Origin of the sequence: Sulfitobacter sp. M85, assembly GCF_029285915.1 — a bacterium.
GTDB lineage: Bacteria > Pseudomonadota > Alphaproteobacteria > Rhodobacterales > Rhodobacteraceae > Sulfitobacter > Sulfitobacter faviae.
On sequence record NZ_JABECQ010000002.1, the window covers coordinates 15,455 to 41,571 of the forward strand.

A 26,117-nucleotide genomic window follows, 5' to 3' on the forward strand; every position below is an offset into this window, starting at 1 on the left:
CGCTTTGAGACCGACAATTCGCGATAAATGTCCGGTAGATATTTGTTCGTATTCTCGCTGGGGGCCTCGTTGCGCGGGCTCTCCGGTTCGGACCGAAAGGTGAATTGTGAAACGTCTCTCCAACCGAAAAGCGCTGCGCGGTGTCTCCCTCGCCGTTTGCGCCGCGCTTACCGTCTCCTCCTCTCCCGCGGATGCCGGGGATTTCTCGATCGATTGGTCCACTTTCGATTGGCCCGCAGGCTTTGCCGGGCCTTTGTTGCGGACTCTGTCGGACCAATATGGTTTCGAGATCGACACAACGGTCGAGATCACCGGCAATCTGCGCCCCTATAGCACTGATGCGCAGGGCAATCCGATCTTTACGCCCGACGATGTGAATGTTCTGGGCGGCGGTGTCGATTCGCTTGTCATCGTGGGCGATGCCGCGCCGAATGCGGGGCGGCGCGGCGATGACCGGATCACCGCCAGCGTCTCGGCCAGTTCCGGCGGCGTCGCGTTTCAGGTCGACAACCTTACCGTCGACATCCTCGACATTGACCCCACCGACAACCACAGCACCGGGGACCGCTGCGATTTTGTGACGGCCTTTGGCGATAACGGCAACCCAAGTATCACCACACTGGGGCCGGCACCCACCGTCGTGGTCGGCCCCGGGCCGGGGTCCGGCGACACCGGCCTGCTGAACGGGAACGAGGCGCAATGTCTTTTCATCGACGGCAGCGCCTTCCTCTCCCCTGGCTCGGGCGATGATACCAATGGGTCGATCCGGCTGAGCTACCCCAATGCGACCTCACGGATTGAGCTTTGGTACGACGAAAGTATTGGCGAGGTCCGCAGCTACTACAATCCGGTGACCCTGCCCTATGATGCGGGGGCGCGGGGGATCGGCATCTTCGCCGATGTGAACTTTACCACCGAACAGACAATCAGCCTTGCACGGTTTACCAGCCCGCTCTCCGCGCTTCAGGGCACGACGGTCACCTTTATCTATGAGGTGACCAATACAGGGGAGCTGCCCTTCAACCCGAACCAAGACGTGGTGATCGAAGACAGCCTTGTCGGCACGGTCACCTGTCCGGCCATCACCGCACCTGTGGCCCCGGGCGGCAAGGTGACCTGTACGGCGGAATATACCGTGACGGCGGCGGATGCCCTGTCGGGCGCGGTCGACAGTACGGCCACGGCGGGGATCGGCGCGATCGGCACGCCTTTCGTGTCGCGCCTGCAGTCCAATCCGCAAAACGCCAGCATCGTCGCCAATGTCCTGTCCACCGACACCGGCCCGCAAACCTGTACGCCGCGGTCGGTTTTCGCGCAGCCGCGCACGCAGCTGGCCGGAGCGGGCAGCGCGGCGGCGCTGACGACCTCGGACATCTTCGTCTTTGATAATGTCACCACCGACATCAATGGCAACGATCTGGATGTCGTGTTTCAAGCGACCCAGATCAGCAACGCCACTGCGGTCAATATCGACGGCTCGCTCGAAGCGCGGATGACACCCGCTGACAACGGCTTCGTCACCTACCGTTTGCGCCTGGTCGAAGACGGCAGCGCCACCCCCTCGAACCCCCAAGGGCGGGCGGTCGAGCAAAGCCGTATCAACGGCGTGATCGTTCAACAGACGGATGTGGACAGCCGTGGGACATCGGATGATAGTTCGGATGTGGTCGGCCCGCTGCTCGCGCCCGATGGCATTTCCTATTTCCACACCGCCCCGCTCGCCGGTTTTCCCGCCGGGGGGCAGGCGATCACGATGGACCCCGCCAAGGTGGGTGACCCGACCAATTGGACGGAAGAGCCGAACGAGACCGGTTTCGACAACTATGCCACCTATGAATACGGCACCTTCACCGAGGGGGAGTTCATCCACGGCTATACCGGCAGCTCGCTGAACAACGCGCGGCGCGGCTCGTCGATCCGGCTTTGCGCGGTTGCGAATACCTCGGCCAGCGTGGTGGCGGGCGACGATGACTATACCGCGACGCCGCTCAACAGCCTGCTTGGCGGTACGGCGGGAGAGGTCATGTCCAACGACACGATCAACGGCTTGCCTGCCGCCTTCCCCACCGCGACGCTTGCGGTGCTGACCGAAGCCATACCCCAGAACAGCGGTGATCCGGTGCCCGTGCTGGAAACCCAAGGCGCCGATGCGGGCCGGGTGATCGTCCCGCCGGGGGTGCCCTCGGGCACCTATCTGATCGACTATGAGCTTTGCGACAGCATTGACCCCACGCAATGCGACCGGGCGCAGGTCACGGTCGCTGTTTTCGACGGGCTCGGGGTCGACTTTGGCGATGCGCCGATCTCTTACCTGACCGCCTCGCATGGGGTCAGCGATACGCCGCAGGTCTATCTTGGCGACGTGCCGCCCGATATCGAACTGGTGGCGCAGTCCGATGCTTCGGCCACGGCGGACGACCTGTTGGACAGCAATGACGAAGACGCGGTGGTCTTTCCGGTGATGACCCAAGGGATGATCAGCACGCTCAACATTCCGGTCAAAGGGGCGGGCTACCTTCAGGCGTGGATCGACTTTAATGGCGACGGGGTCTTCGAAGGGTCTTTCGGCGAAAACATCGCCCGCGACCTGCGTGACGACGGCACAGGCTTTGACGATGTGGCAGGCGACGGCGTGATCCAGATCGACGTGACCGTGCCCAGCGATGCCACCACCTCCACCACCTTTGCACGGTTCCGCTACTCCTCCGAAGCCGGGCTGCCGGTGGCGAGCTTTGCCGTCGATGGCGAGATCGAGGATTACTCCCTCATCATCGCCGCCGCCGATCTGGTGGACCGGGGCGACGCGCCTGCCAGCTATGGTGAGCCGCGCCATATCATCGTGCCGGACATCTACCTTGGCGGTGGCCTCCCCGATTCCGAGACCGAGAGCATGTTCAGCGCCAATGCCGATGGTGACGACCTCGACGGGATCGACGACGAGGATTCCATTGCCGAGTTCCCGGTGCTTGAGGCGGGCACCATCGTGCCGCTGACCATTCAGACCCATGAGACCCTCAGCGTGCAACTGGCCCTTGGTCTGCCGGTGACCGAAGGCATTACCAATCTTCAGCTCTGGATCGACTTCAACCAGAACAATGTCTTCGACCCGACCGAACAGGTGGCCATCAACTTTCGCGACGGCGGCTTGGGCGATACGGATGGCGCGTTCAACAACCAGATCAGCCTGAACATTCCCGTGCCGGTCGATGTGGGCAATGGCACCACCTATGCCCGCATCCGCTGGTCGACCTCTAGCGCGCTGACCCAAGACCCCTTCAGCGGTCTGAACTTCGATGGGGAAGTTGAGGATTACCTCGTGACCCTCGTCAATCTGTTGCCGCAGGGCCGGATCGGCGGAACGCTTTATGAGGACGCCGACAGTTCCGGCAGCCGCGACGGGGCCGAAGCCACGCTGCCCGCGGGCATCACCGTGACGCTTTTCGACGATGCAGGCACGCCCGGCGACCGGGCCGATGATACGCAGGTGGCGGTGACCGAAACCGATGCGGCGGGGGCCTATTCCTTCAGCAACCTCGACCCGGCACATGCCTATCTGGTCGAAGTGGATGAGGCCGACCCTGAGATACCGGCGGGCCTCACCCTGACCACGGGAAACCCGATCGCGAGCCTTGCTGTTGATGCGGGCAGCGGCAGCCCGGTAAGTTCTGATTTCGGTTTTGAAACCCTGCCGACTGAGGCCGATTTGGCCCTGACCCAAACCATCCTACGCGCGGCGGACGCCAGCCCCGCGACAGAGGCCACGGTGGAAGAGGCGCTCGACCTCGTGCTGACGGTGACCAACACCGGCCCCGGCAGCCCCTCGGATGTGCGGGTGCTCGATCTCATCCCCGATGGCTTCGCCTATGTCTCGGACGACGCGGCGGCGCAGGGCGATAGCTATGACGCTTCGACCGGTCTGTGGCTGCTTGGCGACGTGCCCTCGGGCAGCAGCCACAGCCTGACCATCCGCGTCACGATGCAGAGCGAAGGCGCCACGGAAAATCAGGCAGAGATCATCGGCGCGTCGCTTTCTGACCCCGACAGCGACCCCGGCACCGGCGCGCTGGTGGATGACCTCGGCGATGGGCTGGTCGATGATGACGAGGCGCTCGCCCGCGTGACCCGGCGTTCCAACGGTCCGGTGCTTTCTGGCGTGGTGTTCTTTGACATCGGCGCGGGGAGCGACGCCTATGACGGGGCCCAGCAGACTGGCGAGGCGGGCACGGACCGCGCCGTGGTCGAGATTTTGGATGCGGGCGGCGCTTTGCTAGTCACGCCCGATCTGGCGGCGGACGGCACATGGCGCGCGGCCTTGCCTGAGGGGTATAGCGGCGCGGTCACCGTGGTGGCCCAGCCCGGCGCGGGTCTGCTCAACGTGTCCGAGGGCGGCGCGGCCTTGCCCGGCGTGGTGAACGGCGATCCCCATGACGGGCGCTTCACCTTCACCCCCGCGGCGGGCACCGCCTACGCCGGGCTCGGCTTCGGCCTTATCGAAGCGGCGCGGCTGAACCAATCGCAGGACAAGACGATCCGGGCCGGGCAGGTCTTGGCGCTGCGGCATGAGTATATCGCCTCGGCCCCCGGAAGCGTGACCTTCAGCGTCACCGCCGAAGCCTCGACTCCCGAAGGGGCCTTCTCGACCGCCCTTTACGAGGATACGGATTGCGACGGTACGCCGGACCAAGCGATCTCCGGTGCGCTGCCCACCGAGGCGGGCGATCTGATCTGTGTCCTTGCACGGGTCACCGTCTCGGGCGCGGCAACGCAGGGATCGACCTATCGCTTCGATCTGGTCGCCGACACCAGCTATGGCTCCAGCGGCCTCGCCCAGCGAAACGTCAACACCGATCGGCTGGTGGTTGAGGCGGCGCAGGGCACGTTGAAACTGACCAAAACCGTCCGCAACGTGACGCGCGGCACGCCCGAAGGGGTCAGCAACGGCGCCGCTGCCGGGGATGTGTTGGAATACCGCATCTATGTCGAAACCGTGGGCACCGTGCCCGCGCGCGACATCGTCGTCTACGACAAGACACCGCCCTACACGGCTTTGGCCGCAGCGGTGCCCAGCCCGGTCACCCTGGCCGATGGGGTGACCTGCACCTTGGACGCGCCATTGGCAAATGCGCCGGGCTACGACGGGGCGCTGCGCTGGTCCTGTACGGGGGCGCTGCAACCCGGCGCGCAGGGCTTCGTCTCCTTCGAGGTCAGCATCCAATAACCACACCCGGGGCCGCTTCGCAGGCGGCCCCGGCGCAGTCCCAACCCATGATCCGATGAACTGACCTGTTGCATCCCCGCCCGCAGCGGCATAACAGGCAATAGTTTACTAAAAGAATCGGATTAAGGGGGCCGCGGTGCTCAGAACGTTGTCATTCATTTGCTTGGCCTTCGGCGCGACCGCCGCCATGGCGCAGGACTTTCCCGTCACCGTTGAACACGCCTTTGGCGAAACCACCATCGAAGAGCGCCCCGAGCGGGTTGCCTCGGTCGGTTGGGCCAATCACGAAGTGCCCTTGGCGCTTGGCATCGTGCCGGTCGGCTTCGCCCGCGCCTCATGGGGGGACGACGATGGCGATGGGCTGCTGCCTTGGGTGATCGAACGGTTGGACGAATTGAACGCCGAGGTGCCCACGCTCTTTGACGAGGGCGATGGCATCGATTTCGAGGCCGTGGCCAGCACCCAGCCCGATGTGATCCTCGCCGCCTATTCCGGCCTGTCGCAGTCGGACTATGAAACGCTCAGCCGCATCGCCCCGGTCGTCGCCTATCCCGAAGCGGCATGGACAACGACATGGCGCGAGATGATCCGCCAGAATGCGGCGGGCCTTGGCATGGCCGAGGAGGGCGAGGCGATGGTCGCCGAGATCGAAGAGCGGATCGCGACCGCCCGCGCGGCGCATCCCGAACTGGCGGGCAAGACCGGTATGTTCGTGACCCACCTTGATCCGCGTGACCTCAGCATCATCGGTTTCTACGCCGCCGCCGACCAGCGGGTGCAATTCCTGACCGACCTCGGCATGGCGACGCCGCAGGCGGTGCGCGAGGCGAGCGAGGCCGGGAAATACTCGGGCCGTGTCAGTGCAGAACGGATCGACCTGTTTGACGATGTAGACGTTGTGGTGACCTATGGCGATCAGGCGCGCTTGGATGAGCTGGCCAAGAACCCGCTGATCGCGCGTTTCCCGGCGGTCGCCCGCGGCTCGGTCGTGCTTTTGGCGAATGATCCGATGGGCACTGCCGCGAACCCGACGCCGCTGTCGATCGACTATGTGCTCGACGATTATCTTGCACGGCTGAGCGCGGCCGCCACACGCGGCGAATAATGCAGGTGCAGCGCCCCCAACGGCTGGCCGGTCTCGCGCTTTTGCTGGGCCTGCTGCTGCTGATGACCGGCCTGTCGCTGACCGTGGGCGCGCGTTCGGTGCCTTGGGCCGAGATCTGGGCGGGCATGACTGGCCGGATCGAGTCCATCGGCGCTGCGGCGGTCGCGGTGCGGATGCCGCGCACGGCGCTGGCCGTTTTGGCGGGCGCGGCGCTTGGCCTTGCGGGGGCGGTGATGCAGGGCATCAGCCGCAATCCGCTGGCCGATCCGGGTATTCTGGGCGTCAATGCGGGCGCGGCGCTTTTCGTCGTGGTGGGCATCGCTTGGTTCGACATCAGCGGCGCGCAGAGTTTTCTGTGGCTCGGCATCGCCGGGGCGGGGTTGACCGCGATTTTCGTCTATCTGATCGGCTCCGCTGGGCAGGGCGGGGCGACACCGCTGAAGCTTACCCTTGCTGGCACAGCAACTTCTGTGGCGGTGTCGGCCTTCATCATCGCGGTGGTCTTGCCGCGCAATGATATCGCGGGCTCTGTGCAATCTTGGCAGGTGGGCGGCATCGGCGGCGCGAGCTTTGAGACGCTTTTGCCCGCCATGCCCTTCGCGCTGGTGGGGCTGGCGCTGAGCCTCGCCTCGGCCCGGGTTCTCAACGCATTGGCCCTGGGCGAAGAACTGGCCACCGGCCTTGGCCAAAGCGTCGCCTTGGGCCGGGTCATGGCGGCGGCGGGGGCGGTGATCCTTTGCGGCACGGCGACGGCGCTTTGCGGGCCAATCGGCTTTGTCGGGCTGGTCGTGCCGCATCTGTGCCGGATGATCGCGGGTGTCGATTACCGGCTGGTGCTGCCGCTCTCGGCCTTGGCGGGGGCCTCCATGCTGGGGCTGTCGGACGTGCTGGGCCGCGTCATCGCCCGCCCGAATGAGTTGGACGTGGGCATCGTCACGGCCTTTGTCGGCGCGCCCTTCTTTATCTGGACGGTGCGCAATCACAGGATGCGTGGGCTATGAGCGATGTGACCATTACCGCACCCCGCCGTTTCCGCCCTGCCGCGACGCGGCGTGTTCAGGTGCTGGTCGCACTGGCCGCGTTCGTTTCCGCGCTTATGCTCCTGACGCTCAGCTGTGGGCGCGGTTGCCTGCCACCGGGCGATGTCTGGGCCGCGCTGACGGGGGCGCCGGGGGCCAATGCCTCATTCGTGGTGACGGATTTACGCCTGCCGCGCGCGGTCATGGGGCTCTTGGCCGGGGCCAGCTTTGGCTTGGGCGGGGTGGCGTTTCAGATCATGCTGCGCAACCCGCTGGCCAGCCCCGATATCATCGGCATCAGCGCCAGCGCAGGTGCGGCGGCGGTCTTTGCCATCGTTATTCTGGCCCTCGACGGTTGGCTGGTGTCGCTTGTGGCGGTCGTGGCGGGGCTTGGGGTCGCGGCGATGATCTGGGCGCTGTCCTCGCGCCGCGGTGCCGCCGGGGCGCGGCTGATCCTGATCGGCATCGGCGTCTCTGCCATGCTCGACAGTGTGACGGCCTATGTCTTGCTTGAAGCGCCCGCATGGGACCGGGCCGAGGCGATGCGCTGGCTGACTGGCAGCCTCAACGGCATGCAGCTTGTCCAAGCGCTGCCCGTGGCGGGGGCGCTGTTGGTCTTCGGCGGGCTCTTGGCCGTTACCGCCCGCGATCTGGAGGTGCTGCGCCTTGGCGATGACACCGCCGAAGCGCTTGGCGTGCGTGCTGACGCCACGCGGCTGCGCGTGACACTGGCCGCCGTCGGCCTTGTGGCCATCGCCACGGCAGCGACCGGGCCGATTGCCTTTGTTGCCTTCCTTGCGGGGCCCATTGCGGCGCGGCTTTTGCCGGGCACGACCGGGTTGCTGTTGGGGGCAGGGCTTGTGGGTGCTTTGCTGGTCATCGCGGGCGATTTCGTGGGGCAGTTCCTGCTGCCCGCCCGCTTGCCCGTGGGGGTCGTCACCGGCGCGGTCGGCGCGCCCTTCCTTTTGTATCTCATCGTTCGCGCCAATAGAAATGGGGGCACGCTATGACCCACGACCACCGTCTTGAAACGCGCGATCTGGGCGCGGGCTATGAAAAGCGCGTGATTTTGGAGGGGGTAACGCTCACCGTCCCGGCGGGGAAGATCACGGCCATCGTGGGCGGGAACGCCTCGGGGAAGTCAACGCTTTTGCGGACGCTGGCGCGGATTTTGCAGCCCAAGTCCGGCGCGGTTCTGCTGGATGGCGAAGCGGTGCACCAAATGAAGTCGCGCAAGCTGGCGCAGGTCATGGGGCTGCTGCCGCAATCGCCCATCGCGCCTGAGGGGATTGCCGTGGCCGATCTTGTCGGGCGTGGGCGGCATCCGCATCAGGGGCTGTTCTCGCGCTGGTCGGCAGAGGATGACCGCGCCGTGGCCCGCGCGCTGGCCGCGACAGGGACCGAGGAACTGGCCGAGCGTGATCTCGACACGCTGTCGGGCGGTCAACGCCAGCGTGTCTGGATCGCCATGGCCTTAGCACAAGAGACCGACCTGTTGCTGCTGGACGAGCCAACGACCTTTCTGGACGTGGCGCATCAGGTCGAGGTGCTGGACCTGCTGGTCGATCTCAACATGGCGCAGGGGACGACGATCGTCATGGTGCTGCATGATCTGAACCTCGCCGCGCGCTATGCCGATCACCTGATCGCCGTGGGCGATGGCGGCATCCGCGCCGAGGGGCCGCCCGCCGAGGTCCTGACCGAGGAATTGGTGAAAACCGTCTTTGGCCTGTCGTGCCGTATCGTCAACGATCCGGTCTCGCAGACCCCCTGCATGGTGCCAATTGGGCGTCACAAGATCGGGCCGCCACGCAAGAATGCCGCGGCCTGAAAATAACTGACTAATTCAGTCAGATTGACTCTGGTCTCCTCCGTATCATAGGGGTAAGGGAATCCCGACAGATTCACTAGGTTATTACGGAGACCGCCATGTCCTCTTCCAAACTCATCCCCCTGCAAATGGGGCGCGGCTCTCTCAAGACGGCGCTGCTGTGCTGCACGGCGCTGGTGCCGGGCACGCTTTACGCGCAAGAAACTTACCAGCTGGATGACGTGATCCTCGAAGCCAGTTCCGAGACGTCCGGCGCGGCGGATGCCGAAACGGTTGTCGCCAGCGAGATCAGCAGCGGCGGCAAACTGTCGGGTGAGATCATCGACATCCCGGCCAGCGTCTCGGTCATCACCAGCCGCGAGATCGAAGCCCGCGGCGCGGATAGCGTGGAGCAGGTGTTGAACTACACAGCCGGTGCCAGCACCGACAGCTATGGCGCAGATGATCGGTTCGACTATTTCATCCTGCGCGGGTTCGAAGCCTATACCTACCGCGATGGGCTGACATTGGGCGCGAACTTCGGATCGGTCCGCGAAGAACCCTTCGCCTATGAGCGGGTCGAAGTGATCCGGGGCGCGTCGTCTTCGACCTTTGGCCTTTCCGATCCCGGTGGCTCGGTCAACTATGTCAGTAAACGCCCCCGCGACGAACGTTTTGGCAGTGTCTACACCTCGGTCGACTCCTATGGCAGCTTGGAAACCGGTGTGGATTTCGGCGACAAGCTGGATGAGGAAGGCACGCTCAGCTACCGTTTCACCGGCCTGCTGCGCAATGGCGAGCTTGAGTATCCCTATTCCGAGAACGATGAGATCTTCGCGATGGGCGGCCTGACATGGCGCTCCTCCGATGCGTCTGAGCTGACCGTGATCGTCGATCACCTCAACCGCGATTCCGTACCCGGCAGCGGCGGTTTCCCGGCGGGCGGCGATTTTGACCGCAGCGATGTGTTCTACGGCGAGCCTGACTACAACTACCGCGGCACCGAGCGGACGACCGTATCGGTTCTGGGCGCGCATGATTTTGGCAACGGGCTGAGCTTTGGCGGCACCCTGCGCTACAGCGACAGCGCCGATGACTTCGGCTATGCCTATGTCAGCGATGGAACCCCGAATGACAGCACGGTGGACCGCGCCTTTTTTGCCAGCGATGGCACGAGCGAGAGCATGATCTCCGATCTGCATCTGACCTATGAGGGGTTCCTCGGCGGGGCCGCCAGCACCACCACGGCGGGGGTCGAATTCTCTTGGTCCGACGAGTCTGACCAACGCTTCTATGGCCCGGCACCGTCGGTTGACCGCGACAACCCGACCTATACGGGCCGTCCGACCAGTGTGCCGATGTTTGCCGATCTTGACACCGAGACGGAGGGCAAGGCGATCTACGCTCAGCAAGAGCTGAACTGGAACGAGCGTTTCATCGCCTCCTTCGGGCTGCGGCACGACTGGATCGACGTGACTGAGACCAACAACCTTGCCGGCACGGTTCAAACCAACGACATCAGCGAGACGACGGGCCGCCTGGGTCTGACCTATAAGATCAAACCCAACCTCTCGGTCTTTGGGAACTACGCACAGTCGGTCGTGCCCGCAGGCTTTGGCGTCGAGCCGGAAGAGGGCGAGCAGTTCGAGCTGGGCACCAAATGGCAGCCCATGGGCACAAACGCGCTGTTGACGGCCTCGGTCTATGACCTGTCGAAAAGCAACATCACCCGCACCAACCCTGCGACCAACCTGCCGGAAACCATTGGTGAGATCGGCGTGCGTGGTATCGATCTGGAAGCCAAGGCCGAGATGGGCGCCTATACTCTCACCGCCGCCTACAGCTATCTGGATGCCGAGATCAAAGAGAACGGCACGGCGGGCAATGTCGGCAACCGCCCCGGACTGGTGCCTGAAAGCGTCGCTTCGATCTGGGCCAGCCGGACTTGGGAAAACCTTGGCCGTGGTGATCTGACAGTCGGTTTGGGCGCACGGTTCAACAGCGGCTACTACTACAGCGACAGCAACGCCACGGGTGAGACAGGCAGTTTTGTCGTGGTCGACGCCGCGGTCAGCTATGATCTGTCCGAGCAGACCACCCTGTCGGCCAATGTCACTAACCTGTTCGACGAAAAGCACACCTCCTTCGGCGGCTCTTACGCTGACTTCTACAGCCCCGGCCGTGAAGTCACCGTGAAGCTGGCCCATAGCTGGTGAGCCTAGAGCGCGGCACTCCCCTCGTGTGCCGCGCTTTTCTTTGCCTCGGGAGGAGCCGCAGATGACCATCGCCAAAGCCAAGACCACCATCCCCATGGATGCCCCGCAGGAGATGCTCTCGCAAATCCTGTCGCATCTTGTCGATGACCACGGCATGGCGTTTCGCGCCAAGGGGCCGACGGGTCATGTGTTTGAGCAAGACGGCTACCGGGTAGAGTTCGATCTTTGCCCGCGTGGGCTGGAGGTCAGCCTGCAAGCCCCCGGCGAAAACGCCATGCAATTCTCGAAAGAGGGCATGGTCCATCATGTGGCGGAGTTTGACCCCGCGCTGGCCGATCGCATCCGCTGGCAGGGTGTGGCGCAAGAGGCCGGAGAAACGCCGCAGAACTTCCGTTTGTTGGAGGTGCTGAACAGCGAAATCCTCTTCGAAGGGATGCAGCGTGTTACCCTGCATTACCCCGACATTGCCGAACTTGCCCCGCAGGGCATCCACCTGCGTCTGATCCTGCCGCGCGATGCCAGCCGCACGCCGGTCTGGCCGGTGATGGGCGCCAATGGGGCGCCGGTTTGGCCCAAGGGTGCGGATGAGTTGCATGCCCGCTATGTCACGCTCAAGAACATCCGCCCCGAGCGCGAAGAGGTCGATATCGACGTGGTTCGCCACGGCTCCGGCCTGATCTCGCAATGGGCCCAGAACGCCCAAGCTGGGCAACGGATCGGCGCAATGGGGCCGGTGGGCATCAGCGCCTTGCCGAAAGCCTCTTCCTATTTCCTTGCCGCCGATGGCACGGGGCTGCCCGCCGTAGCGCAGCTTTTGGCGCGGCTGCCGGAGGATGCGGTGGGCGATGTGGTGGCGGCCCTGCCGCAAGGCGTGTCGTATCGCGACTACCTGCCCAAGACCAAGCTGCGCGTCCATGCCCTGCCGCCCGCCACCTTCGAGGCCGAAGTGCTTGGCCATGCGCAGGCGCTGACGGATGACGGTTTGGGCTATGCCTTTTTCGCCGGAGAGTTCCAGAACGCGCAGCAATTGCGCGGACATTTCAAAACCCATCTCGGCATGGATAAAACCCGCCAGATTTGTACCGCCTACTGGCGGCGGGGCTAAGCGCGGCCTAGTGCCATGGCCCCGCGTCGCGGCGTCTGCCGGTTTTCGGGATGCGGCTGCTGCTGGTTGGGCGGGCGCTGTGTGTTCGCACTGGCGCGGCGTCAGGTGTCATCGCACGCAGGGCCGCGATGCGGTTCTCCGTCGCCGGGTGCGTGGCGAAAAGACTGTCATGTTTATGCGCGTGTAGCGGGTTGATGATGAACATATGCGCCGTGGCCGGGTTGCGCTCTGCCGCGTGATTGTCGATCCGCGCGGCCCCCAAGGCGATCTTCTCAAGCGCCGAGGCGAGCCAGAGCGGATGGCCGCAGATCTCGGCCCCGGCCTTATCGGCGGCATATTCCCGCGTCCGGCTGATCGCCATCTGCACCAGCGCGGCGGCCATGGGGGCGAGGAACATCATCATCAACGTCCCGATCATCCCCATCCGCTCACGCGCGCCGCCGAAGAATAGCGCGAAATTCGCCAGCATCGAAATCGCACCGGCGAAAGTCGCGGTCACGGTCATGATCGCCGTGTCGTGGTTGCGGATATGCGCCAACTCATGCGCTATGACGCCCGCCAGTTCCTCGCGGCTGAGGCTTTGCATCAGCCCTTTCGTCACCGCCACGGCAGCGTTGGCCGGATTGCGCCCGGTGGCGAAGGCGTTGGGCTGGGGCGTGTCGATCAGATAGACTTTGGGCTCGGGGAGGCCCGCATTCCGCGCAAGCTCTGCCGTCATGGCGTAGAGCCCCGCGCGGTCCCCCGGCGAGACGGGCTGCGCATTGTGCATCTTGAGCACCATGCGGTCGGAGTTCCACCAGGTGAAGGCGTTCATCCCCGCCGCCACCACCAGCGCGATCAGCGCACCGCCCGATCCGCCGATCAGATAGCCGACCCCCATGAAAAGCGCGGTCATCGCCGCCATCAGCATCGCTGTCTTTACATAGCCCATCTTGGTCTCTCGCGGTTGTCCTTTGCAAAGAGATATGGGGCAGGTTCAGCGTCGTGCAAGGCAGGCGGGGGGAGGGGACACGGTTCCCCCGCCGGATGTTATGCGGGGATACGGGGGGCCATCACGCAGGCGACGCCCCTCGACACACCGCCACTACTGGCTGGCCATCCCCGCAAGCATCGCCCCCATAGCAACAAGGTGAACCAGCGTGATCGCCCGGTCATTCGAAAGCAGCCCGACGATCAGCCAGCCCAGAACCCCCACCACGAAGAGGTAGAGGTTCCACGGCGTCCAGCCGAAACCTGTGGCGGCATAGCCGAGTATTTGGATCACCGAGGCGATCCATTTGACCCAAAAGGCCAGCCGCTGCGGCGTGGCGGGCGCCAGCACTTCAGACGCCACGGGTCAGCCCGCCGTCGATGCACCAGTTCTGCCCGGTGACATAGGCCCCGCCCTCGGAAGCGAGCCAGCCGATCAGCGATGACACCTCGGCCTCGGTGCCGTAGCGCCCCATGGGAATGCGCACGCGCCGGTCCTCAGTCTCGGGCAGGCTGTCGATAAAGCCGGGCAAGACGTTGTTCATGCGGATGCTCTGGCCCGCATATTGATCGGCGTAGAGTTTGGTGAAACCCGCCAGCCCGGCGCGGAAGACGCCCGAGGTGGGAAAGAGCGGGTCCGGCTCGAAGGTGGCGAAGGTTGAGATATTGATGATCGCACCGCCGCCCTGCGCCGCCATGATCGGCGTTACCAAACGGGTGGGCCGGATCACGTTCATCAGATAGACGTCCATCCCATCGTGCCAATCTGCGTCGCTCATTTCCAGAATGTCGCCCTTCGGCCCATGCCCGGCGGAGTTCACCAGCACATCGACGCGGCCCCAACGGTCCATCGCGCCATCTACCAGCTGCGCCAGTGCGTCTGGCGATTGGTTCGAGCCGGTGATCCCAAAGCCACCCAGTTCGGTGCCGAGCGCCTCTCCCTTGCCGGAAGAAGACAAGACGCCGACCTTAAAGCCGTCTGCCGCCAGTTTGCGGGCCGCGCCCGCGCCCATGCCGCTGCCGCCTGCGGTGATAAGGGCTACTTTTTCTGCTGTCATCGGATATGCTCCATATACTAGGCAGCGATTGCGCTGCGCGGATATGCTGCGTCATTTAGGCGCTGTGATCCCGTGCAGCCAGCCAGATGCTTTGTTGTGTGACTGTAGGAATTCTATCATGTCGAATGAGATGCCTCTGCCGCCCTTGAACGGGCTTCGTGCCTTTGCTGCCGCGGGGCGTCACCTGAATTTCCGGGCCGCGGCGGATGAGTTGGGCGTGACTCAAGGCGCGGTCGCCCAGCAAGTGCGCGGGCTGGAGGATCATCTGGGGCTGCGTCTGTTCCTGCGCGAGCCGCGGGGGCTGGCCTTTACTGACGAGGGGCGCGCCTATCATCTGTCGGTGTCGCGTGCTTTCGAGCAATTGGCGGAGGCGACGGATGCCCTGCGCCACGCCCCGGCGCGGGTGACGATCAGCGTGACGCCGACCTTCGCATCCAAATGGCTGATCCCCCGGCTTTCGGACTTCACCCAAGCGCACCCCGGCATTGATTTGCGCATCACGGCGACAGAGCGGGTGGCGAGTTTTCATGCCGATGGGATCGACCTTGCCGTGCGACAGGCGCGTCCGCCCTTTGGGGCGAGCCTGAGGGCGAACTTGCTTTTCACGCAGGAGGTGGTGGCGGTGTGTTCTCCGGCGCTGCTTGCGGGGGAGGGGGCGGTCGATGCCGCCACACTGGCGCGCATGACCCTGCTTCACGATACCCATGACCTCTGGCCGCGCTTTGCCGAAGAGGCCGTTGGCAGCAGCGTCAAACCGGCCCGCACGCTGCGGTTCAATCAAACGACGCTGAGCCTTGATGCTGCATTGGCGGGGCAGGGGGTGGCGCTGGCAAGCCGCTTTCTGGTGCAGCGCGATCTTGAGGCGGGGCGGCTGCTGCGCCCGGTGCCGCATGTGATGGAAGGCGGGCTGGATTTCTACCTGCTTTCGCCCCGGCAGGGGGTGTCGAGCGCGGCGATCATCGTGCGCGATTGGCTCTGTACGGTGGCCAAGGGCGAGGCGGGTTAATCCTGCGCGCGGGCTTTCAGCCGCAGGAAGCTATCCTCTCCAGCCAGAACGTAGCGCAGCAGCAAAAGCTCCACCTTGGCCGCATCGCGGGCGGTAAAGGCGCGCAGCATGTCGCGGTGCAACTCCACGAGGGTTTCATGCGCGACGGCGTCGCGCAGCGTGGCCATGCGAACGGCCTGAATTTGGGCCATGTAGCGCAGGATCGTGTCGCGCAACTCGATGTTGGGCACCGCCATGATCCAAGTGCGGCGGATGTCTTCGGAGGCGGCATAGAGGCTTTCGATATCGCCGGTTTCCAACGTGCGCTCGGATTGTTCCACCGCGCGGGTCAGGGTGGCGATGTCCTCATCGGTCAGCTGATTGGTGGCCAGCGCCGCGGCGCGCGGTTCCAGCAGGCGGCGCAACTCGAAAATCTCGCAAATCTGGCGCATCGACAGGTTGGGCAGGGTGAAGCCCCGTGTCGTGCTGTCGAGGTAGCCCTCATGCGACAGGCGCATCAGCGCATCGCGTACCGGCATTCGCGAGACGTTGAACTCTTCGGCGACGGCGGTGTCGACAAAGCGGTCGCCATGGCTGATCTCGCCCCGCTGAATGCGCCCGAGGAAGATGTCGTAAATCTGATCTTTCATGTGGCGCTTGGCTGAGCGGGGCATTCCGACCTCTCTGAAAAGTATGCGATTGCAGGCCGAGCATGCGCAGGAAATACGCTTATGGCTAGGTATAAGTTTGCATACTCGTAAAATTCAATTGAATTCGTATACGAAAAATGGCAGCCAATAGGGGAAAGCTTGCCGCGCTGCGCGGGGGTGTTCACAGGGAGCAAAACATGAATCTGAAAAATAATCTGATCGTTGGCCTCACCGTCGCGGCGCTGACGACACTGTCGGGCGTCTCTGCCATGGCGCAGGACGTGCTGAAAATCGGCTCTTACCCGGCGAACCCGCCGTGGGAGTTCAAGAACGAAGCGGGCGCCTTCGAGGGGTTCGAGGTCGACATCATCAATGAGGTCGCCGCCCGGCTTGGCAAGACGACCGAAATCAGCGGCTACGACTTCCGCGCGCTTTTCGTGGCCACCGCCTCGGGCCGGGTGGATGCGGTGATCTCATCGCTCACCATCACCGATGAACGGCTTGAGGCGCAGTCTTTCACGCAGCCCTATTTCTCGGGCGCATTGGGGGTCGGCACCAAGACCGACGCCGGGATTGCCGATCTCGACGGGCTGGAGGGCAAGCGCATCGGTTCCATCGCCACCTCTTTCCCGGAGAACTGGTTGAAAGAACGGGAGGATGAGCTCGGCTTTAAATCCTATTCCAGCTATGACACCACCGCCAATATGCTGACCGATCTGCGCAGTGGCCGGATCGATGCCGCGGTGAATGATATCGTCAGCCTGCGCTACGCCTTTGCCCAGCCGACGATGCAGGGCTTGCAGGTCTCGGTCGAGATTCCGACGGGCGATAAATTCGCGATCATGATGCCCAAGGGCTCTGAGCATCTGGAGGCGGTCAACGGTGCGATCTCTTCGATGAAAGAGGACGGAACCATGGCGGCGCTCTATGAGAAATGGCTCGGCGTGGCCCCTGCCGAGGGCAGCCTTGCGGTGACCCCGCTGCCGGTGCCCACCTCGGCGGACTGATACCTTTGGGCCGCGGGCGGGGCGCTGCTCCGCCTGCGGCCTAAGGCTTGCCCCCTGCGATCAAACTGACGGAATGCGCAATGGAAATCATCGACATCTTCTTCAATCTCGACGTGATGCGCCGCGCTTTCCCGATCTTGATGCGCGGGCTGCTCAACACCATCCTGCTGGGCGCTTCGGCGATTTTCTTTGGCGGCATCCTTGGCGTGCTGGTCTGTCTGGTGCGGCTCTATGCGGCCAAGCCGTTCCGGCTGCTGGCGGTTCTGTATACGGATATCTTCCGCGCCATTCCGGTGCTGGTGGTGCTGATCCTCGTCTACTACGCGCTGCCCTTCGCGGGCATCGTCTTTTCCTCATTCGTGGGGGCGACCATTGCGCTGGCGCTGGTGCTGGCGGCCTATACGGCAGAGGTCGTGCGTGCCGGGATCGAAGCCGTACCGCGCGGGCAGTTCGAAGCCTGCGATGCGCTTGGCCTGTCCTTCTTTACCACCATGCGCAAGGTGATCCTGCCGCAGGCGTTTCGGATGATGATCCCGCCGCTTGCCTCCTATGCGGTGGCGATCATGAAAGACACTTCGCTCGCTTCGGTCGTGGCGATGGATGATTTGCTGAAACAGGCCACCGACGCGCAGGCGCTTTTCGCCAATCCGACGCCGCTGCTGCTGGCCGCGCTGATCTACATCGCGATCCTTTGGCCGATGGTCCGTTTCACCGGCTGGCTAGAGCAGCATTACAAGCGCGGCTACCGCTGAGCCGAAGCGGCCCCGTCCCCCACAAAATTACCGTCCCGCGCGCCTGCGCGGCCAACACCCTACGGAGATTACAATGTCCACAGAAACAGGAACGGGCGACGCCTATCTCCTCTATCACTCCATCGGGCAATACCCCGGCAAACATGCGGATATGCTGGCCGGGCTCACCGATTTCACCGATGCATGGGCCGCGCCCAACGGCGACCAATGGGCCGATGTCTTGCCCAAACGCCAGCAGTTCATTGACCTCTGGGCCGAGTTGATCGGCGCGCCGAAGGGCACCGTCACCACGACAGAGAGCGTCACCACCGGGCTGATGGCCGTCATCGGTGCGCTGCCCGAAGGCACCCTGCGCGGCAAGAAGGTCTTGGTGGCCGAGGATGGTTTCCCCTCTCTGCACTTCCTGCTTACCGGCCTGTCGAAGCGTTTTGGTTTCACGTTGAACACTGTGCCGATCCGGCAAGGGGGGCACTGGGTCGAGGCCGAAGACATCATCGCCCATTGGGACGAGGAGGTGGCGCTGGCCCTGCTGACTTGGGTCAGCTCGACGACGTCGCACCGGTTGGACATCCCGCAATTGGTGGCGCATGGCCGCAAGATGGGATCGCTCATCGGGGTGGATATGACGCAGGCCGTGGGGCTGCTGCCCTATGACGTGACCGCGCCGCGCGTCGATTTCGCCCTGTCGACCAGCCTCAAATGGATGTGCGGCACGCCGGGGGCGGGGATCGTCTATATGGATGCCGAACTGATCCCGCAGTGCCAGCCCGAGATGCGCGGCTGGTTCTCGCAAGGCAATCCGTTCTCATGGGATCTCGACGCTTTCGAATTCGCGCCTGACATTCGGCGGCTCGACAGTGGCACGCCCTCAACCGTTCCTGCGGTGGCCAGCCTGCCGGCGATGAAATGGCGCATGGGGCAGAACACCGAAGTCTTGGCGGCGCATAACCGCAAGCTGACCGCGCAGCTACAGGCGGGGCTTGAGGGGATGGGCCTGACCCTCGCCAGCCCGGCGGACCCGGACCAGCGGGGCGGCAGTCTCATGGTGGTTCTGCCCGATCACATCGACGCGGCGGATGTGGTGGCGCAATTGGCGGCGCTGGAGATTTACGTCGACAACCGCAGCCAGACCCTGCGCATGTCGCCGGGGGTGCTGACCACCGCCGCCGGGATTGACCGCACGCTGCACGCGCTTCGGGCTTTTCTGACCTGAAGCTCGCCGGGGCCGCGATGCGCCGTCAGGAGGCGGCCATCGCATCCGGCCGCCCTTCGAGCGGCGGGAAGTCTACGAAAAAGGTCGTGCCTTCGCCCTCGGCGGTTTCAAAGCGAATTTCCCCAAGGTGCTGGTCGACAATGGCTTTGACGATGCTCATCCCCAGCCCATGCCCCTCTTTGACCCGGTAGCTGGAGCCGCGGGAAAACCGTTCGAAAAGAACCGGTTGCAGTTCCAAAGGCAGGCCGCTTCCGTGGTCTTTGACCCAGAACCCGGTGCCATCTTCCGAAAGGCCAAGCTGAACCGTGCCGCCTTCGTCCGAGGCTTTGATCGCGTTGGACAGCAGGTTTGACAACAGCCGCGTGAGCCGCCCTTCGTGCAGCCGCAACAGCGGTGTGGGGGCCTCGGAGGGGGTCATTTCCAAGCCAACGCCGCGCTCTTTCGCGTAGGAGACCAAGGTCTCCGAGGCTTGGGCCAAGAGCGGTGCCAAGGCGCGCTCGGAAAACCCCGATTGATCCGGTCTGCGCAGGGTTTCGACATCCAGAATATCCCCCACCATCTGATCGATCGCCCGCGCGTTGCGCATCGCAAGCTGCAACAGTTTGCGCTTTTGCGGCGGCAGGTCGTCCGGGTTCAACTCAAGCAGGCGCAGCGCCCCGGTCAGCGCGGTCAGCGGGGTTTTCATCTCATGGCTGACGGTGGCGATAAGCTGGTCCTTGGCGCGTTCAAACTCGCGCTGCTCACTGACGTCGCGCACCACGCCGAGATAGCCCAGATGCTCACCGCGGTCAGTCTCGACCTTGGCGGTGGCGACTTGCCCCTCGAAAGTAGAGCCATCGGCGCGGCGGCAGGCGACGGTAAAGCCGCTTTCCTTGCTGGCCGTGCCAGCATTCGAAAGCTCTTCGCCCATTCGTTCGTAGCTGCCGAGGGTCTCGTAAAGAACCGCCGTCTGCCGCCCCAGAAGCGCGTCGGGGGTGTAGCCGAACAGTGTTTCAACCGCCGGGTTCACCAAGGCCACGCGGCGGTTGGGATCGGCCATGATGATGGCCTCGGGCACGGCATCGACCATCGCCTTGAGCAGCCCGCGCTGTTCGCGCAGCGCGCGGCGCTCGGATTGCCGCGAGAGCTCGCTGCTCAGCCAGCGGGCGAGGAACTGGACGAATTGGGTCTGCGCCTTGCTGAACGGGGCAGGGCGCGGGGCGGTGCCGGAAAAGTTCAACGTCCCAAAGAGCGCATCGCTGATTTTCAGCGGTGCCCCAATGTAGCTTTCCAGCCCAAAGTTCTCATAGCAGGGGTGGGCCGAAATCTCTTGCTGGCGCGCGTGGTGAAAAGAGGTCACATCGTCGTTGCCAAGCGTATGCAGGCAATAGGTGCCATTGATGTCGAAGGTGCTGCCGGGGGCGGGTGCCCAATCGGGCCCATGGACATAGACGCATTCATAGACCGGGTGATCCACGCGGGAGACGATGCCAAGTTCGAGGTCGAGCGCCTCTGTGCCCAGTTGCAAAAGCTTGGCGATCTTGTCTTCGACAGAGAGGTCAGGTTCGACAGCAAGCATATAGAGTTGCCGCAGCGGATCGTCGAAATCCGCCAGAGCGTTGTAAAAGTCGTTCATATTTGCCTCTGTCGTGGTCTTTGCATCTGTCTTGGCGCGTGGGCAGATGTTCACCCAAGGTATCCCCCTCGGGCACCGCTGCCAATGCCGCAACGACTAAATTGGGGCAAGAACAAGACTTTTCACCCCGGTAAGCAGACGGATGCCGATTGGCAGAGACGGCGTGCGCCACTTTGCAAAGCGGTGGCCATCGTAAATCCAGCAGCTATGGTACGGCCAACGAGGGTTGCGAAGAGGGGAGATTTGACCATGCGATTGATGCGATACGGGGCGCGGGACGGCGCGAAGACGCCGGTGGTGCTGGATGCGGGAGGGCAGCCGCGAGACGTCAGCGCCCTTGTGCCGGACTTCACACCCGAGACGATCCCGACGTTGCGCGACGTGTTGGAGGGCGTCGATCTGGAAGGGCTGCCGCTGGCCCAGATCCAAGGCCAGCGCATCGCCGCACCGGTCAGCCAGCCGCGCAACATCTGGGGCGTCGGGTTGAACTATTCCGACCATGCGGCGGAGTCGGGCATGGAGGTGCCGCGCGAGCCGATCCTGTTCAACAAGGCCAGCCGCACCTATTGTGGGCCGAACGATCCGCTTCTCTATTCTAAAAAGATGAGCAAACTTGATTGGGAGGTCGAGTTGGGCGTGGTAATCGGGCGTACCACCTTGAACGTCAGCCGCGATCAGGCGTTGGATCATGTGCTGGGCTATTGCGTCGTCAACGACGTGTCCGAGCGCGCGTGGCAGGCCGAGCGGGGCGGGCAATGGGTCAAGGGCAAGAGCTTTCCCAACTTTTGCCCGACAGGGCCAGTGCTCGTGACGGGGGATGAGCTGGGCGATCCGGGCAAGCTGTCCCTTTGGACCGAGATCAATGGCGAGCGGCTGCAAGACGGCTCTACCGAAAAGATGATCTTCGATGTGGCGACGATTGTCTCCTACATGTCCGAATTCATCCAGTTGGAGCCGGGCGACCTGATCTGCACGGGCACCCCGCCGGGCGTGGGCATGGGGCTGAAACCGCAACGCTATCTCAGCCCCGGCGACCGGGTTCGGCTGGGTGTGCAAGGGCTGGGTGAGCAGGAGCAAGTGGTGGAGCACCTGCCCGCGCGGTGAGCCGCGATATCGAAGAGCCGAGGCGCGGCGCTCAGGCCACTTCGGCCTCCCGCGCTTCGGCGGCGGCGAGGGCAATGGCAGGGCGCAGGGGCAGGGTCAGCAAAAAGCTACTGCCCTTGCCCATGATGCTGGTGGCGACAAGGCTACCGCCATGGGCGGTGGCGATGTCGCGCGAAATGGCAAGGCCCAGCCCGGTGCCGCCAAAGCGCCGGGTGGCGGTGGAATCGACCTGATGGAAGGGTTCGAAAACGCGCTCCAGTTCATCTTCGGGGATGCCGATGCCGGAATCCGTCACGCGGAATTCCACCACCTCCCCCCGAATGCGGCAGGTCAGCGAAATGGTCCCTTCGTCGGAGAATTTCGTCGCATTGCTCAGCAGGTTGATCAACACCTGCTGAATGCGTTTGCCATCCGCCAGCATCACGCCGCTGGCCGATTTCACTTTTAACTCCAGCCCTTTGTCTTCGACCATCGGGCGCAGCTGATCTGCGGTCGGGGTGACGATATCGTCGATCTGCACCGGCTCCATCGCGATGGACAGGCTGCCCGCGTCGATCTTGGCAAAGTCGAGCACCTCGTTGATCAGGGTCAGCAGGTGATTGCCTGACCGCTCGACCGTTTGCATGATGTCGCCCAGTTTGGCCATCGTCGCCGAAAGCTTGGGAGAGAGCGTTTCGCGGGTCTGGGGGTTGGCCTCGATTGCGGTGCATAGGTCACGCGCCGCCGGGGTCCGGTCGAAATGCCGCGCAAGGCGGACATGGCCCAGAATGACGGTCAGCGGCGTGCGCAACTCATGGCTCAGCACGCCCATGAAATCGGTCTTGGCCTTGTTCGCGTCCTCGGCGGTCAAAAGCGCCTTTTTCAGATCGGTCACGTCGATCCGCAGACCCACGACGCTGCCGTCTTCCATCCGCCGGTCCGACGTGCGGATGATGCGGCCATCGGGCATGCGCTGCTCGGTCTCGAAGGCGCCGTTTTCTCGCTTTTCCAGCCAGATGCGGATCCATTCCTCTTCCTTGCCGATGGCATCGGGGACCATGCCGCGGCGAATGCTGTCCCGCACGATCTGTTCATAGGTCGAGCCGGGCTTCACCACGTCGCTATAGCCATGAATCTCGCGGTATTTTTCGTTGCAAAGCACCAAAGTGCCCTTGGCGTCATACATGACGAAACCGTGGTCCAAGGCTTCGACACCGGTGCGCAGCCGTTCTTCGGCAAGTTTGCGGTTGTCGGCCAGCCGCATGATATACCACGCGAAAATCGTAACGCCGAGCGCGCCTTGCAGACGCAAGAGCCAGTTCAGCCAGAAGTCCGGGCGGTGCTCTGGCCAGCCGCCTTTGACCGTGGCGGCCAGTTGCCAAGTGCCGAAGGCAAAGCTGAAGTCGAGCTTGATCGGGTCGACCAAGGTCAGTTCGGGGTCGCCGATGATGGTCTGTTCGACCTCTCCCTCTGGCGTCAACTCGCGGATGGCCAGATCGTATTTCTCGGTCAGTTCGGGGATTTGCAACCGGGTGACGAGGGCGTCGTAATCCACCACCATCGAAAGGATGCCCCAAGGCGTGTCCGGCGCGGCATTGGTGCCGGTTGAATCAAAGATCGGATGTCGCAGGATCAACCCGCGCCCGCCCTGTACCAGATCGACCGGGCCGGTCACCAGCCCCTCACCGCTTTGCAAAGCCTGTTCGACTTTCGGCAATTGCGCCGCGTTCTGGCGGTAGTCCAGCCCCAGCACGCCGCGATTGGCCTCATAGGGGTGGACGATGGTGACAACGAGGTCGGGGGCCACGGCGAGGTTGATGACATCCGGGTTCTCGGCCATGAACTCTGCCGCGCGGGCGCTGAATTCGGATTGGGTGATCGTCGGGTTCTCGCTGATGACGGTGGCCAATTCGCGCAGTTTCAGGATCTGCTCGAAGATATCCGCGCGGATCCGTTCGCGGACTTCGATCAACTCCAAGGTGGTGTCGAGCTCCAGATCCTGCATGTAGGTCTGATAGGACAGCGTCTCGATCCGATGGCCAAAGCCAAGGACAACGGCGCAGAGCGCGACCAGCACGACAATCCGTTTCGCACGCTGAGACAGCGCATTTCTGATCTTTTCCATGCCGGCTTTGCCCAAAATGGTCCCTGTCCTCCACGCTCCGGCCTTCTGAGGGCCGGATACGCCCCGGGGGCATTAGACCGCACAGTTCTTTGTTGACGCAAGGAAAATACCCGGATGCATGCAAATGTCGGGGCGGTAGCGTCAATTTTGCATAAATCGCGCCTATGAGGGTGCGGATTGTCCCAGCAATTCAACCAGAACACGACGCAGCAGGGCAATATCTTGGGGGTTGGACATGCTGGGGGCATGGCCGCAGCCGGGGAATTCGGTCATGCCGGGGCGGGGGCCGCTTTGCGTCATGCGCCTTGCGGCCTCGGGTTGCAGCAGGTCCGACTGCGCGCCGCGCAGCAGATGGGTGGGCGTGCGGGTCCGTGACCAACGGTCCCATGTCGACAACTCATGCGCCGAGGCGGTGAATTGCACGGTGATGCGCGGATCATAATGCAGGGTCAGCCCTCCATCCCCACGGCGCCGCAGTGACGACCGCGCCATGCGCTGCCAATAGGCATCTGCCGCCGGGCCGAAGGGGGCGTAGGTCTGGCGCAGCCAGGCTTCTCCTTCCGCGAAACTGTCGAAGGCGGGCAGGCTGCCCACATAGGAGAGGATGCGCTGCACCGCCGCCTCGGGCAGTTCGGGGCTGATGTCGTTCACCACCAAGGCGTTGACCCGCTGCGCCTCGGGGCTTGAGGCCACATGCATCCCGATCATGCCGCCCAAAGAGGTGCCGAACCACGCGGCGCGGTCGATCTGAAAGTGATCCAAAAGCCCCGTCGCGATTTGCGCGTAATGTTCGACGGAATATTCCACCTCAGGGTCTCGCGCCCAACTCGACCTTCCGCGCCCGATCATATCGGGACAGAGCACATGGAAATCCCGCGACAGGGCGGCGGCGGCCTCATCGAAATCGCGCCCGGTGCGGGCCAGACCGTGCAGCATTAGCACTGCAGGCTTCTTACGATCACCCCATTCGGCGACATGCACCTCATGGCCCATTACGGGGACAAAGTGGAACTGGGGGGCGGTCATTGGCGCGTGCCTTTCCGGGTCAGCATGGGCATAGCGCGGGTGATGCCACCCGCGCCCTTGCCCCCTGCCAGCCGTACCCGCGCGACCGCGGCCCGCGCGATCATGGCGCGTCCGCCATGCGCTTGCGTGTTAGCATCGCGTCCTCCCTGCACGGGCCAGCGCCGTGTTGCGCCGCCTCCTCCCGTCGACTAGCTTGCGGTTTCAGCATCGGAAATAGAGTTAAACGGAGCAAGATGGTGGAAATACGTACCGACGATTGCTTTGCGCAGGGGCGCTTTGAAGAGCTTGCCTTTGTTCATGCGCCCGTCGGGCTTGTGGTGACCGAGAACCGCTGCATCCGCGACTGCAACAACGCCTTCGCGGCGATGTTCGGCTATGCGCGCGGCGATCTGCGCGACCAGCTTTTCGCCATTCTCTACCCCTCGGATGAAGAGTTCGTAAACATCCGCGACCGCGGCGTGGACCAGCTGCGCAAGACCAATACCTATTGGGACGAGCGCATCATGGCACGGCGGGACGGCAGCCTGTTCTGGTGCCGGGTGCGCGGCCATTCCTTCACCCCCGAACGCCCGCTCGACCGTGCGGTCTGGAGCTTTGCGGACCTTTCTGCCGAACGGCCCTATTTGCCCCTGACCCGGCGCGAGCGCGAGATCCTGAGCCATCTGGCAGAGGGGCTGACCAGCAAGCAAATCGCGCTCAACCTCGATATCTCGCACCGGACGGTAGAGGTCTATCGCGCGAAATTGCTCAAGAAATTCGGGGTCAGCAATACGTCGGGCCTGTTTCATTCGTTGGGCGGGATCGACAGTGACCATGTGGTGTCCAACAGTACGAAGTGAGCGGTCTCGGCGCTTAGCCCGCGTCATTCCATTCATCACCCTGTTCGGCGCTCTGTGGGGGCGGGGCCGCGGCAGGCTGCGCTTCACCGTCGGATTTGCCCGCTTTCTCAGCGGCTTCGGCCATCGCGTCGGCCCGAGCGTAGAGGCTGTGGATCTCAATCAGATCGGCCTGCGTGGGCGTCTTGCTTTCTGCCTTTGCGTCAGAGGGCTTCGAGGGTGGGGTTTCACTATCTGTCACTGCAAAATCCGCGTTTTGACCATGTATCACACGGCCAATTCCGTGGGGTGAGCACAAGCTACCGGCCTGAAATTGCGCCGCCAA

At 63.7% G+C, this 26,117-nt stretch carries 21 protein-coding genes; 13 read left to right on the forward strand and 8 right to left on the reverse strand.

Annotation, left to right across the window (positions count from 1 at the left end; all coding sequences use genetic code 11):
* The first annotated feature begins 106 nt into the window (after nucleotides 1-106).
* The 7 genes from HKX24_RS03880 (at nucleotide 107) to HKX24_RS03910 (ending at nucleotide 12,473) form a co-directional block, all read left to right on the forward strand.
* Nucleotides 107-5,218: a GEVED domain-containing protein gene (locus HKX24_RS03880; protein WP_271692995.1), complete on the forward strand. Its 5,112-nt coding sequence runs from the start codon at nucleotides 107-109 to the stop codon at nucleotides 5,216-5,218.
* Between the two features lie 187 nt (nucleotides 5,219-5,405).
* Nucleotides 5,406-6,323 (forward strand): iron-siderophore ABC transporter substrate-binding protein, encoded by a 918-nt coding sequence (locus HKX24_RS03885; RefSeq protein WP_271693784.1) that lies wholly within the window; start codon nucleotides 5,406-5,408, stop codon nucleotides 6,321-6,323.
* Nucleotides 6,323-7,324: an iron ABC transporter permease gene (locus tag HKX24_RS03890; protein ID WP_271692996.1), complete on the forward strand. Its 1,002-nt coding sequence runs from the start codon at nucleotides 6,323-6,325 to the stop codon at nucleotides 7,322-7,324. The genes HKX24_RS03885 and HKX24_RS03890 overlap by 1 nt, the downstream gene beginning before the upstream one ends.
* Nucleotides 7,321-8,352: an iron chelate uptake ABC transporter family permease subunit gene (locus HKX24_RS03895; protein WP_271692997.1), complete on the forward strand. Its 1,032-nt coding sequence runs from the start codon at nucleotides 7,321-7,323 to the stop codon at nucleotides 8,350-8,352. Before HKX24_RS03890 ends, HKX24_RS03895 begins: the two co-directional genes overlap by 4 nt.
* Nucleotides 8,349-9,173 (forward strand): ABC transporter ATP-binding protein, encoded by an 825-nt coding sequence (locus tag HKX24_RS03900; protein WP_067265489.1) that lies wholly within the window; start codon nucleotides 8,349-8,351, stop codon nucleotides 9,171-9,173. The genes HKX24_RS03895 and HKX24_RS03900 overlap by 4 nt, the downstream gene beginning before the upstream one ends.
* Nucleotides 9,174-9,271: 98 nt before the next feature.
* Nucleotides 9,272-11,368: a TonB-dependent siderophore receptor gene (locus HKX24_RS03905; protein WP_271692998.1), complete on the forward strand. Its 2,097-nt coding sequence runs from the start codon at nucleotides 9,272-9,274 to the stop codon at nucleotides 11,366-11,368.
* A gap of 61 nt (nucleotides 11,369-11,429) precedes the next feature.
* Nucleotides 11,430-12,473, forward strand: coding sequence for a siderophore-interacting protein (locus HKX24_RS03910; protein ID WP_271692999.1), 1,044 nt, complete (start codon nucleotides 11,430-11,432; stop codon nucleotides 12,471-12,473).
* Nucleotides 12,474-12,480: 7 nt separating this feature from the next.
* Here HKX24_RS03910 and htpX read toward each other — a convergent pair whose 3' ends face one another.
* The 3 genes from htpX to HKX24_RS03925 form a co-directional block, all read right to left on the reverse strand.
* A complete protein-coding gene (gene htpX / locus HKX24_RS03915; protein ID WP_271693000.1) occupies nucleotides 12,481-13,404 on the reverse strand; it encodes a zinc metalloprotease HtpX in 924 nt (307 codons plus the stop codon).
* A gap of 153 nt (nucleotides 13,405-13,557) precedes the next feature.
* The gene (locus HKX24_RS03920; RefSeq protein ID WP_276153833.1) at nucleotides 13,558-13,806 is read right to left on the reverse strand and encodes a DUF6552 family protein; all 249 of its coding nucleotides are present in this window, start codon (nucleotides 13,804-13,806) and stop codon (nucleotides 13,558-13,560) included.
* Nucleotides 13,796-14,500: an SDR family oxidoreductase gene (locus tag HKX24_RS03925; RefSeq protein WP_271693002.1), complete on the reverse strand. Its 705-nt coding sequence runs from the start codon at nucleotides 14,498-14,500 to the stop codon at nucleotides 13,796-13,798. Before HKX24_RS03925 ends, HKX24_RS03920 begins: the two co-directional genes overlap by 11 nt.
* A gap of 118 nt (nucleotides 14,501-14,618) precedes the next feature.
* On the opposite strand from HKX24_RS03925, the gene HKX24_RS03930 reads away from it, so the two are divergent.
* Nucleotides 14,619-15,506 carry a LysR substrate-binding domain-containing protein gene (locus tag HKX24_RS03930; RefSeq protein WP_271693003.1) on the forward strand — a complete coding sequence of 296 codons (888 nt, stop codon included), beginning with the start codon at nucleotides 14,619-14,621 and terminating at the stop codon, nucleotides 15,504-15,506.
* Here the strand turns inward: HKX24_RS03930 and HKX24_RS03935 are convergent.
* Nucleotides 15,503-16,159, reverse strand: a complete 657-nt coding sequence (locus tag HKX24_RS03935; protein ID WP_271688255.1) for a GntR family transcriptional regulator — start codon at nucleotides 16,157-16,159, stop codon at nucleotides 15,503-15,505. The genes HKX24_RS03930 and HKX24_RS03935 overlap by 4 nt on opposite strands.
* 173 nt (nucleotides 16,160-16,332) lie before the next feature.
* On the opposite strand from HKX24_RS03935, the gene HKX24_RS03940 reads away from it, so the two are divergent.
* From HKX24_RS03940 to HKX24_RS03950, 3 genes are all read left to right on the forward strand, one after another.
* Nucleotides 16,333-17,142, forward strand: a complete 810-nt coding sequence (locus HKX24_RS03940) for an ABC transporter substrate-binding protein (protein ID WP_271693004.1) — start codon at nucleotides 16,333-16,335, stop codon at nucleotides 17,140-17,142.
* Nucleotides 17,143-17,222: 80 nt separating this feature from the next.
* Nucleotides 17,223-17,894 carry an amino acid ABC transporter permease gene (locus HKX24_RS03945; protein WP_067265504.1) on the forward strand — a complete coding sequence of 224 codons (672 nt, stop codon included), beginning with the start codon at nucleotides 17,223-17,225 and terminating at the stop codon, nucleotides 17,892-17,894.
* A 73-nt stretch (nucleotides 17,895-17,967) separates the two neighbouring features.
* Complete coding sequence (locus HKX24_RS03950; RefSeq protein ID WP_271693005.1) at nucleotides 17,968-19,107, forward strand: aminotransferase class V-fold PLP-dependent enzyme; 1,140 nt, start codon at nucleotides 17,968-17,970, stop codon at nucleotides 19,105-19,107.
* 25 nt (nucleotides 19,108-19,132) lie between these two features.
* Here HKX24_RS03950 and HKX24_RS03955 read toward each other — a convergent pair whose 3' ends face one another.
* Nucleotides 19,133-20,722 carry an ATP-binding protein gene (locus HKX24_RS03955; protein ID WP_271693006.1) on the reverse strand — a complete coding sequence of 530 codons (1,590 nt, stop codon included), beginning with the start codon at nucleotides 20,720-20,722 and terminating at the stop codon, nucleotides 19,133-19,135.
* A gap of 249 nt (nucleotides 20,723-20,971) precedes the next feature.
* On the opposite strand from HKX24_RS03955, the gene HKX24_RS03960 reads away from it, so the two are divergent.
* A complete protein-coding gene (locus tag HKX24_RS03960) occupies nucleotides 20,972-21,826 on the forward strand; it encodes a fumarylacetoacetate hydrolase family protein (RefSeq protein WP_271693007.1) in 855 nt (284 codons plus the stop codon).
* Nucleotides 21,827-21,857: 31 nt separating this feature from the next.
* On the opposite strand, the gene HKX24_RS03965 is transcribed toward HKX24_RS03960, so the two are convergent.
* Both HKX24_RS03965 and HKX24_RS03970 read right to left on the reverse strand, forming a co-directional pair.
* Complete coding sequence (locus tag HKX24_RS03965) at nucleotides 21,858-23,930, reverse strand: ATP-binding protein (RefSeq protein WP_276153834.1); 2,073 nt, start codon at nucleotides 23,928-23,930, stop codon at nucleotides 21,858-21,860.
* 162 nt (nucleotides 23,931-24,092) lie between these two features.
* On the reverse strand, nucleotides 24,093-24,956 hold the full coding sequence (locus HKX24_RS03970) for an alpha/beta hydrolase (protein WP_271693009.1): 864 nt from the start codon (nucleotides 24,954-24,956) through the stop codon (nucleotides 24,093-24,095).
* A gap of 233 nt (nucleotides 24,957-25,189) precedes the next feature.
* Between HKX24_RS03970 and HKX24_RS03975 the strand changes: the two genes are divergently transcribed.
* The gene (locus HKX24_RS03975; RefSeq protein WP_067265514.1) at nucleotides 25,190-25,795 is read left to right on the forward strand and encodes a helix-turn-helix transcriptional regulator; all 606 of its coding nucleotides are present in this window, start codon (nucleotides 25,190-25,192) and stop codon (nucleotides 25,793-25,795) included.
* Between the two features lie 13 nt (nucleotides 25,796-25,808).
* On the opposite strand, the gene HKX24_RS03980 is transcribed toward HKX24_RS03975, so the two are convergent.
* The gene (locus tag HKX24_RS03980; RefSeq protein WP_271693010.1) at nucleotides 25,809-26,033 is read right to left on the reverse strand and encodes a hypothetical protein; all 225 of its coding nucleotides are present in this window, start codon (nucleotides 26,031-26,033) and stop codon (nucleotides 25,809-25,811) included.
* Nucleotides 26,034-26,117 lie beyond the last annotated feature (84 nt).